This is a genomic window from Salipaludibacillus daqingensis (genome assembly GCF_029891575.1).
GTDB classification, from domain to species: domain Bacteria; phylum Bacillota; class Bacilli; order Bacillales; family Salisediminibacteriaceae; genus Salipaludibacillus; species Salipaludibacillus daqingensis.
Window position 1 is genome coordinate 242,747 of sequence record NZ_JARZHF010000009.1, and the last position, 14,433, is coordinate 257,179.

Sequence of the window (14,433 nt, forward strand, 5' to 3'; positions counted from 1 at the left end):
GTCTCCTTTCCACGACTATCAGTCTTTCAATCGCTTTCGCAACGATTCTCTACCGCGATGTATCCGCGTTTTGACTGTTGCTACTGGAAGATTTAATATCTCACTAATTTCTTTCAACGAAAGGTCTTCCAAATACTTAAGGATAATGGCCGAACGGTATTTTGGAGGAAGATGCAAGATTTCTTCTTGAATCCATTCCTGCATTTCCAACTGGACAACCTGATCTTCTGGCAGTTGTTCTTCCGTTGAGAATTGTGAATAATATGTTAAATCCTCAGTTCCTGCTACTTGATCTTCCAGATGAAAGTCTGGCTTTTTTTTACGAATCCGATCTATGGCTAAGTTAGTTGCAATTCGAAAAAGCCACGTAGAAAATTTCCGATTTATATCGTAGGAGTCTATATTTGTATACGCTCTTAAAAAAGCCTCTTGAGCCACATCTTGAGACTCGTGGACATTTCCGAGCATACGATAAACAATGTGATAGACTTTATCTTTGTACAAGTCCATCAACTCTGCAAACGCATCCTGATTCCCTTTTTTCACTTCTAAAATAATTTTTTTTACGACGATATCCATCCCGAATAACCTCCGCTTCACTGCGGTTACCACCTTATACGTTCCCCAACAATGATAGGTTTCATTTTCTCATTAATAATTCTATCACTTCATCTGTGGAAAAACATGTATTTCAATAAAATCCATGTTTACTAAATTTTAGAATTGGGAAATTAAAAGTAAACTTAGTATTAAGTTGTAATAACAGATGGATAAAAAGTACTATTTCAGCTACTCAACTAATGAATAAGGAGGTTGTCAACCATGGCACTCCAGCCCAGCACAGCTACCGAGTTACTAAGAGAAATTGAATCCGTTCGTAATAAAATGAACGAACTGTCTTCTCATAAGAATCGAACGTCAAAAGAAGTGATTGAATTAAGTATGTATTTAGATAAACTTCTTAATGAATACGAAATGTTGTATAAGGAGAAGCAATAGCGTTTGGTAGTAAAATCGATCTTTCAAGATCGGTTTTTTTATCGATCTCTCACCTCTTATATGGGTTTGTTCCAGTCAAGTATCACGTATATTAGTTACAAAATAGCAAAAAAAATCTTTGGATCATCATCCAAAGAAAAATTGTTTATTTGGTGGAGCCTAGCGGGATCGAACCGCTGACCTCCTGCGTGCAAAGCAGGCGCTCTCCCAGCTGAGCTAAGGCCCCTTGTTGTTATTTCAATGGTCTAGCTGAAAGTGTAAATAATTGGAATTTAATCCCTAAAAAAAAAAAAAAAAAAAAAAAAAAATGGCAGGGCTAGCAGGATTCGAACCTGCGAGTCACGGAATCAAAATCCGATGCCTTACCGCTTGGCTATAGCCCTATATCGTTGTCAAAAAATTTAATGTCATTCTCAATTTATTTTTCTACTTTATATCGTAATAAATAACTTACCCTTTTTTAATAAGAACTATGCATCAATAAACTACTCTCTTTAGCTGTATAGAGTAAATAGACATAGAAAAAAATTGCTTCGATAGCAATTTGTCTGAAAAATATGGTGACCCGTACGGGATTCGAACCCGTGTTACCGCCGTGAAAGGGCGGTGTCTTAACCACTTGACCAACGGGCCTCTATAACGCTTCTTTTGGAGCTTCCTAGCGGGCTTGAACCGCTGACCTCATCCTTACCATGGATGCGCTCTACCAACTGAGCTAAGGAAGCATGGCTCCACAGGTAGGATTCGAACCTACGACCGATCGGTTAACAGCCGATAGCTCTACCACTGAGCTACTGTGGAATAATGTTTTATATAAGCTGCGAATCTCTTCGCCACCTTCGTCCTGACTATGTGAAACACATCCCTTAAGAAAGGGTGAGCTTAGCGACGTCCTACTTTCACAGGGGGAGATCCCCCAACTATCATCGGCGCTGGAGAGCTTAACTTCCGTGTTCGGCATGGGAACGGGTGTGACCTCTCCGCGATCGTCACTAAACTCTGTTCACAAAGATCTTATCTTGTTTGTGAGACATTTGATATCTTACTATCTTTCGGCGAAAAATTCAAGTGTATTTAATAATTTTTTTTAGATTTATTTTTTATAGGCTTTTCATTGGGCTTTGGTCTTCTAATATATTTACACAACTCTGTTTTAGAGGCAAACCTTTTATAAATCTTAAAAATAATTTGATACCGTTCTTCCATTGAGCTTCGAATAAGTCCATCGATTCTTTCATCAGATAAATCAAGAAGAAGTTCTTCTAGCTCTCGTTTCAATAAATACTCTGTCTCTTCCGCTTCTTTATGATTCAACATTAATCCGAACATATCATCACCTCTTACCTTTCTGATAGAAATTATTTTCTATTTCCTCTCTTTTTATTCATAATTGCCTGTCCCTCGAATACATATTAGGTAAACAGGGACAAGGGGGCAACACAGTATGAATTTTATTTGGGTCTGGAATGCGAAAACGTTAAAAAGATATATGATTATTGGAATTGCGGCTTTTTTCACCGCTGGGATTTTATTCGTCGAATCACCATTACTACCGGTCTTCTCTCCTGGTGATGGAGAGGAACCTGTTGCTATTCATAGGGTGGAAGCGGAACACCCTGAACTAGCTTTAACATTTGACATTAGCTGGGGAGAACAGCAGTTGGGGCCAATTTTAGATGTGCTCGAAGACAAAAACATTGACCACGCAACTTTTTTCGTATCAGCAGCTTGGGCTGAACGTCACCCTGACCTTCTTGAGTCTATTGTTGATGCTGGTTATGAAATTGGAAGCCACGGTTATCGTCACGAACATTATACTGGTTGGGAAGAAGAAGACATAAAAAAAGATATTCAGCAGGCACATCGAATATTATCGGAGTTGACTGACGAACCGCCACAATTATTAAGGCCACCAAACGGGAGTTTTGATAGACGAGTTCTGCAAGTTGCCGAATCTATGAATTACGATGTGATTCACTGGAGCATCCATTCTCATGATTGGGAAAACCCAGGAGTTGATGCCATCGTAGAAAATGCAACAACAAATATTTCAAATGGAGATATTCTCTTATTCCATGCATCAGACTCAGCAAAACAAACGCCTGAAGCACTGCCTATTGCCTTGGATAAATTAGAAAGTGATGGTTACTCTTTTGTTTCCATTTCACAATTAATGACCGGCGTAGAAATGGAAGCGGAAGAAATTGATTAAAATAATGCTGTGCTGTTTTTAGCGGCTTAAATATAAATCTTATGACCAGTAAGTCATAAATAAAGCTCAGCCCGATTATTTTCGGGACTGAGCTTTATTTTTTCCTTTTTTGTTTCTTGTCTTATTCGCCACTTTTTCTTTTTCCTTTACTTCACTCACACTTGGCTGTTTTCCATTTGGTTGCCTATGTAAATGATGAAGCACGAGAATTTGCCACGTATTTGCTACAAGCAAAGGAACGATAGCTGTTAATAAAAACGTAAAATCATTTTCTCTTAACGCTGGAATCCACTCAATCAACGTAACAACTACAATAAAGAAAAGTGCAGGAATAAATGCTGATCGATCCGTCTCTTTACTTTTTATTGTTGCAACAATGACTCCATACCCAAGAAGCATGAGTGGCATCCAAATATAGCCAAACAAGGATTCTCCTTCTGCAGCAAAGAAATAATGTCTAAAAAACATCAGATCAAACAAAGCAAATGCAATTAAAACAACTTGTACTTTGTTCCACAGTTTTACGGATTTAAAAATACCTAACCCAAAACGATGAATTGTTAAGTAAGCAAAGAAACCCATTTGCGCAATGACTGTCCAAATTGCTGATGTAATGATGACCATCGTTACGCCACCAAAACGTAGATTACTTAAATCATTCATATGTGTTTGCCAGTCTAAAATCATTCCAACGATAAAACCGGCGGTCGTTCCGATTAAAAAGGTTGTATTAAATAAAAATACCACTTTTCTAGAATTCAATTGATTTTCCTCCCACTACTTTTCATCCATTCTCTATTGTATCAAAGTTTGAATTTAGCATGCCAGTTTTTATGTTCATTTCATGTACTTCCGACTACATAATGATTGATCGAACTTTTTTTTACAAATATACCTATATAGCTTTGTATAAAATTCCTTCTCTACTCTCATATTAAAGACAGAGATGATGAAAGGAGCACGGCCCTCATGAAAAAAAAAGCCATATTCTTACTTATATTATTCTGTGCGACGACGATATTTGGATGCGCCGCGTTAGAAGATACAAATACGACCCAACCAGATTATGAAGATACGAAGCGAATGGTCGTAGACATGCTCCAAACAGAAGAAGGGAAAAAAGCGATTCAGGAAGTGTTGAAGGAAGATGAAGTGAAAGAAGAACTGATAATGGAACAAGAATTTATAAAAGATACGATTGAACAGACATTGGCTTCTGAAGAGGGAAAAACGTACTGGCAAGAATTGATGAAGGACCCTGAATTCGCAAAAACATTTGCCGAGAGTCTTCAAGAAGAAAACGAACAATTGTTAAAAGGATTGATGAAAGATCCTGAATATCAATCGATGATGATAGAGATATTATCAGATCCTGAAATGGAAGAACATTATGTGGAACTCACGAAATCAAAGGATTACAGAAAGGAGATTCAAGCCGTCGTTACACAAGCGATGGAAAGCCCTCTTTTTGTCGCTAGAGTCAACGATCTGTTAAAAGAAATTGCAAAACAAGAATTAAAAAGTCCTGAACCTGCTGAAGAAGGTAGTGGAGAAGAAGAAGAAGGTGGCGGTGAAGGTGGAGGAGAAGAAGGCGGCGGTAGTAATGAAGGGGAAGACAATGAAGAAGGATTAGGTTTTTAATTGATATAGGGACCTTAGAAAAACGATGTAGAATCGTATTTTCTGCCTCGTTTTTTTATATGATAGGATGGTCAATGTTCTCTAGACTTCTTAATCAAATCGGTATAGATAGAGGTAGGATCTAAAGTATCGTTTTACTTTACTAGGGATAGAGAATTATTTCTATGTCTTACTCCCCTTCGACAGTCGATTCTGCTTCCTTCGGGCTCTATCTCTTGATTATGCACCCCTCCACCGGGAGGAACCATCAATCTAAGTTATGTAACATAAAAAAGACCACATATTTAAGAATTTTGGTAGTGCCAAATAAGAAAACCCCCTTTTATCAGAAAAAACCTGATAAAGGGGGTTATTTGTTTCGTTATCCTTCTATTTTTTGGATGACTTTCTTCGCCATCTCTGTGTAAATCTTACCAATTTGGTGATCTTTGTCGTATACAGATGGAGCAAAATTTTCTTCGTCAATTTCTGGTTGTCCTAGAGGAATGTTCGACAGGACTTCTGTTTGAAGTTCTTCAGCTAACTTATCTCCTCCGCCTTTACCAAAGACGTATTCTTTCTCACCTGTTAATTTACTTTCGAAGTATGCCATGTTTTCCACAACACCGAGAATTTCATGATCTGTTTTCAATGCCATTGCCCCAGCTCGTGCAGCAACGAATGCAGCTGTTGCGTGCGGAGTTGTAACGACAATTTCCTTGGACTGAGGAAGCATAGAGTGGATATCTAATGCCACATCCCCTGTACCTGGTGGTAAGTCAAGGATCAAATAGTCTAAATCATCCCACTCCACTTCGTTGAAGAAGTTATTTAACATTTTTCCAAGCATCGGTCCACGCCAAATAATTGGAGAATTATCTTCTACAAAGAATCCCATGGAAATAACTTGAACGTCAAAGCGAGTAACAGGATAAATGCGCTGCCCTAAAACTTTCGGGCGCTCTTCAATACCCATCATATCTGGAACACTGAAGCCGTAAATGTCTGCATCAATAATCCCGACTTTTTTCCCTTCGCGAGCTAATGATGTTGCAAGGTTAACCGACACGGTTGATTTCCCTACGCCACCTTTACCACTTGTGACAGCAATAAACGTCGTACTCTTATTATCAAGAAGAGACTTCCCTTCTTCTTCTTCAGCACCAGCTCCACCATGCTTTTCAATTTCTTCATCTGACAATTTTTCGAAACGAAGACCTACGGAATCAGCACCTGCACTTTTCACTGCAGCAACGACTTCTTGTTGAAGCTGCATTTGTTCAGCCGTTCCAGGTTGCGCAATCGCCAATTTCAAACTAACAAGCTTTTCCTTGATTTTAACTTCCTTTACCGCATCTATTTCCAATAACGGTTTGTTTAAATGTGGGTCTTGGACAGATTCGAGAGCTTTTAATACTTGTTCTTCTGTTAACATCGTGACACCATCCTTTATATAATCGGTTATGTATTCGGTTCCACTACGTGGATAATTATAACATACATAAACCGTGGCTATGTTGATTTAGATCACACATTATATAGAAAAAAGAGCCTACCCTTGTTCGTCAGGCAAAGGCTCATTATTCGTATATCGTAAAATCCCGTTATAAATCGAAGCTGCAACTTTTTGTTGATAGTCCGTCGTATCCAGTGCTTCTGCTTCCGCTGGATTGGAGAGGAATCCGACTTCGATTAAAGCACCTGGAATCGTCGCTTGTTGAATGAGATAAACATTTTGAATCGGTTTAGCAAGCCTTGTTGTGTTTTCTAAATTCCTGACAAGCTCCCCTTGAACATGTTTTGCAAGCTGCTCATTTCCTTCTATTGCCCGATTATAAAACGTTTGTGCGCCGCTCCATTTCGATTCACCAATGGCATTTAAATGGAGACTAACGAACATATCGGCATCTGAATGATTAATTAATCTCACTCTTTCTTTCAGATCCTCAACCTTCCTTGATCGTACTTTTTTAGTGTCGGAAGCAGCTAAATCCTTGTCTTCTTCTCTTGTCATAATGACAAGTGCTCCAGCCTCTTGCAAATAGTCACGGAGATGTAAGCTTATTTCAAGACTAATATCTTTTTCTAACAACCCTGTTTTTGAACTGGCACCTCCATCTATGCCACCGTGTCCCGGGTCAAGAATGACCATTTTTCCTGAAAGAGGCAACCCGTAACCAGTAGAATCCTCCGTACTTTTGAACAAAGGAATAACTGCCATACCTATTGCCACAACCAAGGCCACTGCTATCAATCCCCACCATTTTTTCATCATCTTCCCCTCCTTGCCTGTACTATATATATGGGACAAGGGGGAAATTATGAGTAATTTTTACTGTCGCAAATCAATTAATGGAGCCTCAACTGGTATCTTTTCTTCCCTTCATCAAAACCTCGACGCCACCATTCATAAATATATCCAGTGGCTACTTCTTTATACACATTTGCTTGCGATTGATCTAAGTTCAACCATGCAGTGAATTGAGCCACCGTCTGATCAATTTGAGCTTTTATTTCTTCGGTACATCGTTGCATGACCATAAATTCTGTTTCACCATAATAACCAAAACGAGCAAATTCTGCCCCCAACAAAAACGTATCAATTCCAATATCCAAGCAAAAATCCTGCAAGTATAGCTGCGATACTGTTTCTTCGTCTTCATGAGCGAAAAATCGTCGTTGCACATCTTTTTTCATATCGTTGATCGATAATGTGCGAAGCATACTTCGCTGATATTTCCATTGTTTTTCTTTTCGTCTTTCTCCAAGCGTAAAAATCACATTCATCCCCATCGCTGCTCCTTTGTTTGAACTGATTCTTAGTTATAGTGTTGATGGATTAATCTTTTTCATAAGGGCAAATATATGGTATCCGAGGGAGTGAATAATTACACAACCACAATTTCCTCCCAATCCAATCTAATGCCGATGGGTATCGACTGCATTTTTTACGAATATGACGTAAAATAGGAAGTGGAAATCAGTTTTTTGAATGGTGGAGAAAATTTACAGAGATTGGAGTCATTCAATGATGTATCGACATATGGAAGATTGTATCAACGACTTAGAAAAACATGGGCATTTAATTCGTGTCACAGAAGAGGTCGATCCTAACCTTGAAATGGCAGCGATACACCTTAAAGTGTATGCCGCAGGTGGTCCAGCGCTTTTATTTGAAAATGTGAAGGGATCGAAATTTCGTGCCGTTTCCAACCTTTTCGGAACAGTGGAGCGTAGTAAATTTATTTTTCGAAAAACATGGGATTCGGTTCAAAGTGCCGTTGCTCTTCGAAATGATCCAATAAAAGCGATCAAACAGCCGTTTAAAAATGTCAGTACCGGCTTAGCAGGGATCAAGGCGCTACCGATAAAGAAAAAAAGCAAAGGGCCTGTTCAAGCCCAAGAAATTAAACTATCCGATCTTCCTTCGATCAAGCATTGGCCAATGGATGGCGGAGGATTCATCACATTGCCTCAAGTGTATACAGAAGATCCAGACAAAGCGGGAATCATGAATTCCAACTTAGGCATGTATCGCGTTCAGCTTGATGGAAATGAGTATGATTCTGATAAAGAAGTCGGATTACATTATCAAATTCATCGTGGCATTGGCGTTCATCAAGCGAGAGCGACAGCCAAAGGAGAACCTTTGAAAGTAAGTATTTTTATTGGTGGTCCTCCTGCACACACCCTTTCTGCTGTAATGCCGCTTCCTGAAGGGTTAAGCGAAATGACGTTTGCGGGTCTTTTAGCCGGTCGCCGCTTCCAGTATAGCTATGAGGACGGCTACTGCATTAGTCATGATGCCGACTTTGTTATTACTGGAGATATTTATCCTGGTGAAACAAAACCAGAAGGTCCATTTGGAGACCATTTAGGTTATTATAGTTTAACTCATGAATTTCCAGTCATGAAAGTTCATAAAGTGTACGCAAAAGAAGACGCCATCTTGCCATTTACCGTTGTAGGTCGGCCACCGCAAGAAGACACATCTTTCGGTGCGATCATTCATGAGATTACTGGAGACGCGGTGAAACAAGAAATTCCAGGGGTGAAAGAAGTCCATGCTGTTGATGATGCTGGCGTTCATCCATTATTATTTGCGATCGGAAGCGAGCGCTATACGCCGTATGCCGATGTGAAGGAACCGGCAGAACTGTTAACAATTGCTAATCGCATTTTGGGAACTGGTCAGCTAAGTTTAGCGAAGTTTCTTTTCATTACAGCGGAGCAGGACAAGCCCGTTGATACGCACCATGAAGCTGAATTTTTGGCGTATATTCTTGAGCGTTTAAACTTGCATCGCGACCTTCACTTCCAAACGAACACAACGATAGATACGCTTGATTATTCCAGCAAAAAATTAAACAGCGGAAGTAAAGTGGTCATCGCCGCATACGGAGATAAAAAACGAGAGCTATGTAAAGAAGTACCAAAAGAGTTAAAAGGATTACAATCATTCAAGAATCCTTGTCTCGTCATGCCTGGTGTTGTTGCTGTTGAGGGACCTAAATTCATGGATGACGAAACGGCTGAAAAGGAATTTAAGCAATTCTCAGATGAGCTCCAAGCAAAAGGAGCAATCGATTCGTGTCCAATGATTATTGCCTGTGATGATAGTACATTTATGAGTAAAAACATGAGTAATTTCCTCTGGGCCACGTTTACAAGAAGCAATCCTTCTCACGACGTGCACGGGGTGAATAGCTTCTACAAAAATAAACACTGGGCTTGTGATAATATGATTATCGATGCCCGTATTAAACCACACCATGCTCCACCTCTCGTAGAAGATGAGAAAGTAGAACACAATGTCGAGCGATTTTTTGCATACGGAGCAAGTTTAGGTGATTTAGGATTATAATTTCCAACAAAAATACACACAATAAAGCGCCCTGCTGATTTAATCAGGGCGCTTTTGTCTTATTTTAGTTTTCCATTCGATTATTTGACTGATTCCCGTTATTTTTCAAAAGAACCTTTAACCCTTGCCCCATATCTGATGCTAATACATAATTTCTGTCGACAAACACTCCCCAAACGTCTGCTTGGTCAGGCGTGTATCGTCCGATTTCTATTGGGTCACTTGGATCAGAAATATCAACTGAAATCACCCCACCAGAGTAATACGACAAGTAAAGGGTGTTCCCTCTCACTTTCGGGTCATGTACAGTTTTAGAAAATGTAAAGACTGGATCTGAAAAGTCATACGTTAAATCTGTTGTAAATTCACTTAATAAAACAGGATTTGTTTTATCCTTTATATCAAAAATGCGAGTATAGCCATACGCACTTTCATATCCGTCGCCATGCGGGTTAGCCACTTCTCGAGTTTCAATTAACACCGTTCCTCCTCTTGCTAAAGCTGCAGAGTGTGCAGAACCTTTTTGATCATCTGCAAATTCGGTTCTGCCAAGATATTCAGGATTTTGCGCGTCTCTTATATCAAAAATAAGCGTTCCGAGATCCCACATCGATACATAAGCATAATGTCCGTTATTATCTGTAATCACGCTGTGATTAAATACCGGTCTCGTATGACCGTCCGGAGAATCCCAATGATATCCGTTAAAATCTTCGTCGACTTCCTCCAATAAACGTGGATCAAACTGCCAAATCTTTTCAGGATTGGCTGGATCACTCACATCAATCATTTGAAAATCTTTCTCTTCTCCACCTGTGTAAAAATCAGCATAAGGATTGGACACGAGCATCAGTGCCTGATTACCTTGTGTTGTTAAGTATAATTCATGAGTACCTGTAACCCGTCGATCTAATTCATAAAACCCTAATCTTTCTGGATTATAAGGGTCCGATACATCATATAATAGTGCTCCGCCGATACTATCAGGACGGTTCACATTATTTCTTGACGTTTGTTGAAGACTCACAACGGCCAGGTCACCTTTGAAATCTGGTGTATTGACTCGTTTCACTATCACTTTCTCTTGCCAAGTATGAGGAATGTCATGCGCTATTTGACCAATTTCTTGAGGGTCCTCCGGGTCTTTTAAATCAAATATTCGAACGCCTCCATTGGCTCCATTTGCCGTATGCGTTCCAAGGTAAGCAAATCCGTTATGAGCATACACATCGGCTGTGTTATTTTGCACGCCATCGATCTCTTCAATTTGGGCAGAGCCCGCTTCATGAAGAAATTTCAAGTTTTTATTTCCTTCTTCTTCAGGATCACCTAGATTTTCTAGTGCCTCATGATCGAAAGGCGCTCTCTCCCCTTTCCATCCTCCTTCAAATGCATCATGTGAGAATGCTGCTGGAATAAACGTGGTTAAGATAAGAGTTCCTGCTAGAATTGATGTGAGAAAAACCTGGTTCTTCTTCTTCATTCATAACTCCTCCTTTTGGATTGAATTCCAATCTTACAGCCCAAAGTATATAAAAAGAGGAATTATTTCGCCACTCGAAACTTTCGGTAAAATTCGAACTATTCCGACTTTTATTCATTACATTTTCTTAATTTATACGAGAAAAATGTCGAATCAGCCGGAATACCTTAGTCAATGTCTTTAAAATAGAAAAAATTGCATCGATCACACCAAGATACGTTTGATTCCATATATTTTAGCGCTATTAACACTGTATAAATGAGGAAAAACAACACTATTATATGGAATTCACACAACCTTATACCTATAAATGGAAATTATTATTGCCGTTCATTTTTGATTACCACACCAAAAAAAAGACGTCATCGTACATAAATTTCTAATTATTCCTCACCCTATTGGATAGACAAAAAAGGAGAGGATAGAATGAATCCGAAAAGGAACCAATCTTTTGCTCATTTGTTTATCATTTTAGGTGCATCCTTCTGGGGCGTCACGGGTCTCTTTGTAGAAAACCTTTACGAGTTTGGATTCACTCCTTGGCAAGTCGTCGCTGTTCGCTTGTCCATTTCAAGTCTTATTTTGTTCATCATGCTTGCCATAATGGGGAGGCGATACTTAAAAATTCGACTGAAAGATATTCCTTCCTTTATTGGACTCGGGATCGTAAGCATTGCCATGTTCAACTGGTGTTATTTTGAAGTTATAGAAAGAGCCTCCCTTTCTGTCGCCGTTATTTTTGTTTACCTTTCCCCTGTTTTTACCGCAGCAGTTGCAAGCTTATTATACAAAGAAAAGATTACCTTTCAAAAAATCACAGCGATACTCTTCACACTTCTCGGTTGTGGACTTGTGATTGAATTTTTTCCGATTGGAGGGGTTTCCGTTAGTGGGTTCACGATGATTTTGGGTACACTCTCCGGATTGTTCTGTTCTTCGTTTAGCATTATCGGAAAATATATGAGCGAACTATATCACCCTCTGACGCTGACACTTTATTCCTTAATTCCCGGCAGTGCTTTCATGGTGCCAACTAGTTCTATTTGGGAGCAGGGAGCATTATTCTTAAATCGTGAAGTATGGATATATATTTTAGGAATATCGATCATTTCTACCATCTTTGCTTATATATTGTTTACGTTAGGGCTTTCCTATGTCGAGTCAAGCAAAGCATCGATTCTTTCTTCTTTTGAATTAGTTGTTTCTGTCATGGTTGGACTGTTATTGTTAAACGAAGTGTTGACGAGGTGGCAAGTAACAGGGTTTTTCTTTGTATTTTTATCGTTATTTTTGACCGTTTTTACTTTCAGAAAAAAGTGGTTTAAACGGTACTTTTATAATGAGGCAAGTGCGAAATAAGACAATTAGCCGCCTCTGCAAAAAAACGGGCGTGCCAATGAGACACGTCCGTTTTTCCATTTAATAAAAATTGGATTTCATTTTTGTTAAGCAGCAAGAAAAATTAGTTTTTCGCATGTTCTTTCACTGGAAACCAGCCAGGAGTATTAACGATCGCCTTCCAAAGCGATTCTGGTACGACGAGTTTCTCTCGATCATCTACAGATAGCTCCGTACGAATCTCTTTTTCTCGTCCATCTTCTACTTTTTCAATCCATTTTGGTTCCACAATGAGCTCGCGCCCTAAGGCTATAAAAGGTACATTCCCTTCCATGGCACGCTCCACATCTTCCGGAGTATGCAATGAACCGACGCCAATGACTGGAATGTCGTCTCCCACTTCATCTTGGATGACTTGGACTCGAGAACGTTTATCTGATTCATCACGCATGGATCCTGCGAAGAAGTCTTGTACAGAAATATGAAGGTAGTCAAGCTCTTGCTTTGCTAATTCTTTTACGAATGCAAGGGTATCATCCATCGTGATGCCTGGATTTTCTCTTTCTTCTGGCGAAATACGATATCCGACGATAAATGATTCATCTGCTTCTTCTGCCGCCTTTAATACTTCTTCAACGACTGCAAGGGCAAAACGCATCCGCTTGTCGACAGAACCACCCCACTGATCGTCGCGGCGATTGGAATGTGGCGAGAAAAATTGCTGGATCAAGTACGTATTAGCCCCATGAATTTCCACCCCATCAAAACCAGCCCGGATCGCACGCCTAGTCGCGTCACCAAATGCTTGAATAATCGATAGAATCTCTTCTTCTGTCAACTCTCTTGGTGTTGACGCTCCTTCTCGCTCTGGCGCAACTGCCGATGCACTGACGGTCTGCTTATCTGGAAGTAAGTCCGGCGGTGCCATCCTTCCAGCATGAAACATTTGGATGATTGCCTTAGCTCCTTCACCTTTAATCGTATCAGCGAGTTTGCTTAAACTATCGACTAGATCGTCTCGATCAATCCCGATCTCCCCTGGAAATCCTTTCCCTCCTGGAGTTACATTAGCCACTGCCGTAACGACGGTACCTACTCCTTGCGAACGTTCTCGATAATATTCTAGCTCATCCTCTGTCACTTCGCCATTATCAGCCGAGGCAAAATTCGTCATCGGTGCGAGCATGATGCGATTTTTTACTGTTGCTCCATTATTAAATGTATAGGGTTTAAGAAATGAATACATATTTTTTCCTCCTTGTAGATCTAAGTTACCTCTTATAGTTTACAAAAAGTAAGTAACTATGACGAATAATCTGCTCAGAGACTTTTTCACAGAAATAATTAGTCTTTTCCGCTAGACATCCCTCTATACGGGCATTTAATTTATATCATGCATATAAAGGAAGAAGGAGAATAAGCAAATGACGTTGTGCAAATCGAAAGGGGGCTCGTGCATTGAGTGATCAATTGTTAGGAATCCTCATGAATAAACATCAGTGGAAACGTATTTGAAATAGCCTTTCTTCTTAGGGTCTTTGACGTTTGATACAAGCCATACATTGCCTACTTTTTTTCTCATTGAAATAATTTTACTCCGCTTCCATTTGTTCAACGTAACGTTCACACCTCCCTTTGTCAGACTAATACATTCTCTTATCTAATAGATGGTTAATTTCGGTATTTATGTTATATTCACTTTGCGTATAAATAGTCATTTTTTACACGATCTTCTGTCATGTTAATTTCGTATTTTAAGTCTTTCGGAATGGAGAAGCTTGTGCGTCTAAATGAATACTCCCGCCACTTAATTTCTAACGAAATTTGAAGTGGGGGTTTCTAGGGTATCGACTTTCAAGATGACGATTAACCGCTAGTGGAGTTGACACAGTGGTGTGCTAAAAACACCCAACCCCG

The 14,433-nt window shown here is 39.6% G+C and carries 13 protein-coding genes, 5 tRNA genes and 1 rRNA gene; 5 read left to right on the forward strand and 14 right to left on the reverse strand.

What is annotated here, in order from left to right; genetic code table 11:
* Positions 1 to 18 precede the first annotated feature (18 nt).
* Positions 19 to 579, reverse strand: a complete 561-nt coding sequence (gene sigW, locus QDN89_RS17770) for an RNA polymerase sigma factor SigW (protein ID WP_280771529.1) — start codon at positions 577 to 579, stop codon at positions 19 to 21.
* A 243-nt stretch (positions 580 to 822) separates the two neighbouring features.
* Between sigW and QDN89_RS17775 the strand changes: the two genes are divergently transcribed.
* Positions 823 to 999, forward strand: a complete 177-nt coding sequence (locus tag QDN89_RS17775; protein WP_280771506.1) for an aspartyl-phosphate phosphatase Spo0E family protein — start codon at positions 823 to 825, stop codon at positions 997 to 999.
* A 150-nt stretch (positions 1,000 to 1,149) separates the two neighbouring features.
* Here the strand turns inward: QDN89_RS17775 and QDN89_RS17780 are convergent.
* The 7 genes from QDN89_RS17780 to QDN89_RS17810 form a co-directional block, all read right to left on the reverse strand.
* Positions 1,150 to 1,225 (reverse strand) — tRNA-Ala (locus tag QDN89_RS17780).
* Positions 1,226 to 1,307: 82 nt separating this feature from the next.
* Positions 1,308 to 1,382, reverse strand: a tRNA-Gln gene (locus tag QDN89_RS17785).
* A gap of 175 nt (positions 1,383 to 1,557) precedes the next feature.
* Positions 1,558 to 1,632: transfer RNA gene (locus QDN89_RS17790), tRNA-Glu, on the reverse strand.
* A 16-nt stretch (positions 1,633 to 1,648) separates the two neighbouring features.
* Positions 1,649 to 1,724: transfer RNA gene (locus QDN89_RS17795), tRNA-Thr, on the reverse strand.
* Between the two features lies 1 nt (position 1,725).
* Positions 1,726 to 1,800 (reverse strand) — tRNA-Asn (locus QDN89_RS17800).
* Between the two features lie 79 nt (positions 1,801 to 1,879).
* Positions 1,880 to 1,996 (reverse strand): 5S ribosomal RNA (gene rrf, locus QDN89_RS17805).
* Between the two features lie 77 nt (positions 1,997 to 2,073).
* Positions 2,074 to 2,328: a hypothetical protein gene (locus QDN89_RS17810; protein WP_280771507.1), complete on the reverse strand. Its 255-nt coding sequence runs from the start codon at positions 2,326 to 2,328 to the stop codon at positions 2,074 to 2,076.
* 115 nt (positions 2,329 to 2,443) lie between these two features.
* Here QDN89_RS17810 and pdaB point away from each other — a divergent pair, with 115 nt between their 5' ends.
* Entirely contained in the window at positions 2,444 to 3,211 is a 768-nt protein-coding gene (pdaB, locus tag QDN89_RS17815) for a polysaccharide deacetylase family sporulation protein PdaB (RefSeq protein ID WP_280771508.1), read from the forward strand.
* Between the two features lie 75 nt (positions 3,212 to 3,286).
* Here the strand turns inward: pdaB and QDN89_RS17820 are convergent, their stop codons facing one another.
* The gene (locus tag QDN89_RS17820) at positions 3,287 to 3,973 is read right to left on the reverse strand and encodes a KinB-signaling pathway activation protein (protein ID WP_280771509.1); all 687 of its coding nucleotides are present in this window, start codon (positions 3,971 to 3,973) and stop codon (positions 3,287 to 3,289) included.
* Positions 3,974 to 4,180: 207 nt separating this feature from the next.
* On the opposite strand from QDN89_RS17820, the gene gerD reads away from it, so the two are divergent.
* Positions 4,181 to 4,852, forward strand: a complete 672-nt coding sequence (gene gerD, locus QDN89_RS17825) for a spore germination lipoprotein GerD (RefSeq protein ID WP_280771510.1) — start codon at positions 4,181 to 4,183, stop codon at positions 4,850 to 4,852.
* Positions 4,853 to 5,213: 361 nt separating this feature from the next.
* Here gerD and QDN89_RS17830 read toward each other — a convergent pair whose 3' ends face one another.
* The 3 genes from QDN89_RS17830 to QDN89_RS17840 all read right to left on the reverse strand — a co-directional run bounded on the left by QDN89_RS17830 (position 5,214) and on the right by QDN89_RS17840 (position 7,618).
* The gene (locus tag QDN89_RS17830) at positions 5,214 to 6,266 is read right to left on the reverse strand and encodes a P-loop NTPase (RefSeq protein ID WP_280771511.1); all 1,053 of its coding nucleotides are present in this window, start codon (positions 6,264 to 6,266) and stop codon (positions 5,214 to 5,216) included.
* Positions 6,267 to 6,383: 117 nt separating this feature from the next.
* Entirely contained in the window at positions 6,384 to 7,106 is a 723-nt protein-coding gene (gene cwlD / locus QDN89_RS17835) for an N-acetylmuramoyl-L-alanine amidase CwlD (RefSeq protein WP_280771512.1), read from the reverse strand.
* 74 nt (positions 7,107 to 7,180) lie between these two features.
* Positions 7,181 to 7,618: a DUF2521 family protein gene (locus QDN89_RS17840; protein ID WP_280771513.1), complete on the reverse strand. Its 438-nt coding sequence runs from the start codon at positions 7,616 to 7,618 to the stop codon at positions 7,181 to 7,183.
* 244 nt (positions 7,619 to 7,862) lie between these two features.
* Here QDN89_RS17840 and QDN89_RS17845 point away from each other — a divergent pair, with 244 nt between their 5' ends.
* Positions 7,863 to 9,695 carry a UbiD family decarboxylase gene (locus QDN89_RS17845; protein ID WP_280771530.1) on the forward strand — a complete coding sequence of 611 codons (1,833 nt, stop codon included), beginning with the start codon at positions 7,863 to 7,865 and terminating at the stop codon, positions 9,693 to 9,695.
* 64 nt (positions 9,696 to 9,759) lie between these two features.
* Here QDN89_RS17845 and QDN89_RS17850 read toward each other — a convergent pair whose 3' ends face one another.
* On the reverse strand, positions 9,760 to 11,178 hold the full coding sequence (locus QDN89_RS17850) for an LVIVD repeat-containing protein (protein WP_280771514.1): 1,419 nt from the start codon (positions 11,176 to 11,178) through the stop codon (positions 9,760 to 9,762).
* Between the two features lie 426 nt (positions 11,179 to 11,604).
* On the opposite strand from QDN89_RS17850, the gene QDN89_RS17855 reads away from it, so the two are divergent.
* Entirely contained in the window at positions 11,605 to 12,537 is a 933-nt protein-coding gene (locus tag QDN89_RS17855) for a DMT family transporter (RefSeq protein WP_280771515.1), read from the forward strand.
* Positions 12,538 to 12,640: 103 nt separating this feature from the next.
* Here the strand turns inward: QDN89_RS17855 and QDN89_RS17860 are convergent, their stop codons facing one another.
* A complete protein-coding gene (locus QDN89_RS17860) occupies positions 12,641 to 13,762 on the reverse strand; it encodes an NADH-dependent flavin oxidoreductase (RefSeq protein WP_280771516.1) in 1,122 nt (373 codons plus the stop codon).
* Between the last annotated feature and the right edge of the window lie 671 nt (positions 13,763 to 14,433).

Bases quoted from the DNA above. Each gene is read 5' to 3' on its own strand.
- QDN89_RS17840 (WP_280771513.1), bottom strand. From the start codon at position 7,618: ATGAATGTGATTTTTACGCTTGGAGAAAGACGAAAAGAAAAACAATGG.
- QDN89_RS17850 (WP_280771514.1), bottom strand. From the start codon at position 11,178: ATGAAGAAGAAGAACCAGGTTTTTCTCACATCAATTCTAGCAGGAACT.
- gerD (WP_280771510.1), top strand. From the start codon at position 4,181: ATGAAAAAAAAAGCCATATTCTTACTTATATTATTCTGTGCGACGACG.
- QDN89_RS17860 (WP_280771516.1), bottom strand. From the start codon at position 13,762: ATGTATTCATTTCTTAAACCCTATACATTTAATAATGGAGCAACAGTA.
- QDN89_RS17855 (WP_280771515.1), top strand. From the start codon at position 11,605: ATGAATCCGAAAAGGAACCAATCTTTTGCTCATTTGTTTATCATTTTA.
- QDN89_RS17830 (WP_280771511.1), bottom strand. From the start codon at position 6,266: ATGTTAACAGAAGAACAAGTATTAAAAGCTCTCGAATCTGTCCAAGAC.
- pdaB (WP_280771508.1), top strand. From the start codon at position 2,444: ATGAATTTTATTTGGGTCTGGAATGCGAAAACGTTAAAAAGATATATG.
- QDN89_RS17845 (WP_280771530.1), top strand. From the start codon at position 7,863: ATGTATCGACATATGGAAGATTGTATCAACGACTTAGAAAAACATGGG.
- QDN89_RS17810 (WP_280771507.1), bottom strand. From the start codon at position 2,328: ATGTTCGGATTAATGTTGAATCATAAAGAAGCGGAAGAGACAGAGTAT.
- sigW (WP_280771529.1), bottom strand. From the start codon at position 579: ATGGATATCGTCGTAAAAAAAATTATTTTAGAAGTGAAAAAAGGGAAT.
- QDN89_RS17775 (WP_280771506.1), top strand. From the start codon at position 823: ATGGCACTCCAGCCCAGCACAGCTACCGAGTTACTAAGAGAAATTGAA.
- cwlD (WP_280771512.1), bottom strand. From the start codon at position 7,106: ATGATGAAAAAATGGTGGGGATTGATAGCAGTGGCCTTGGTTGTGGCA.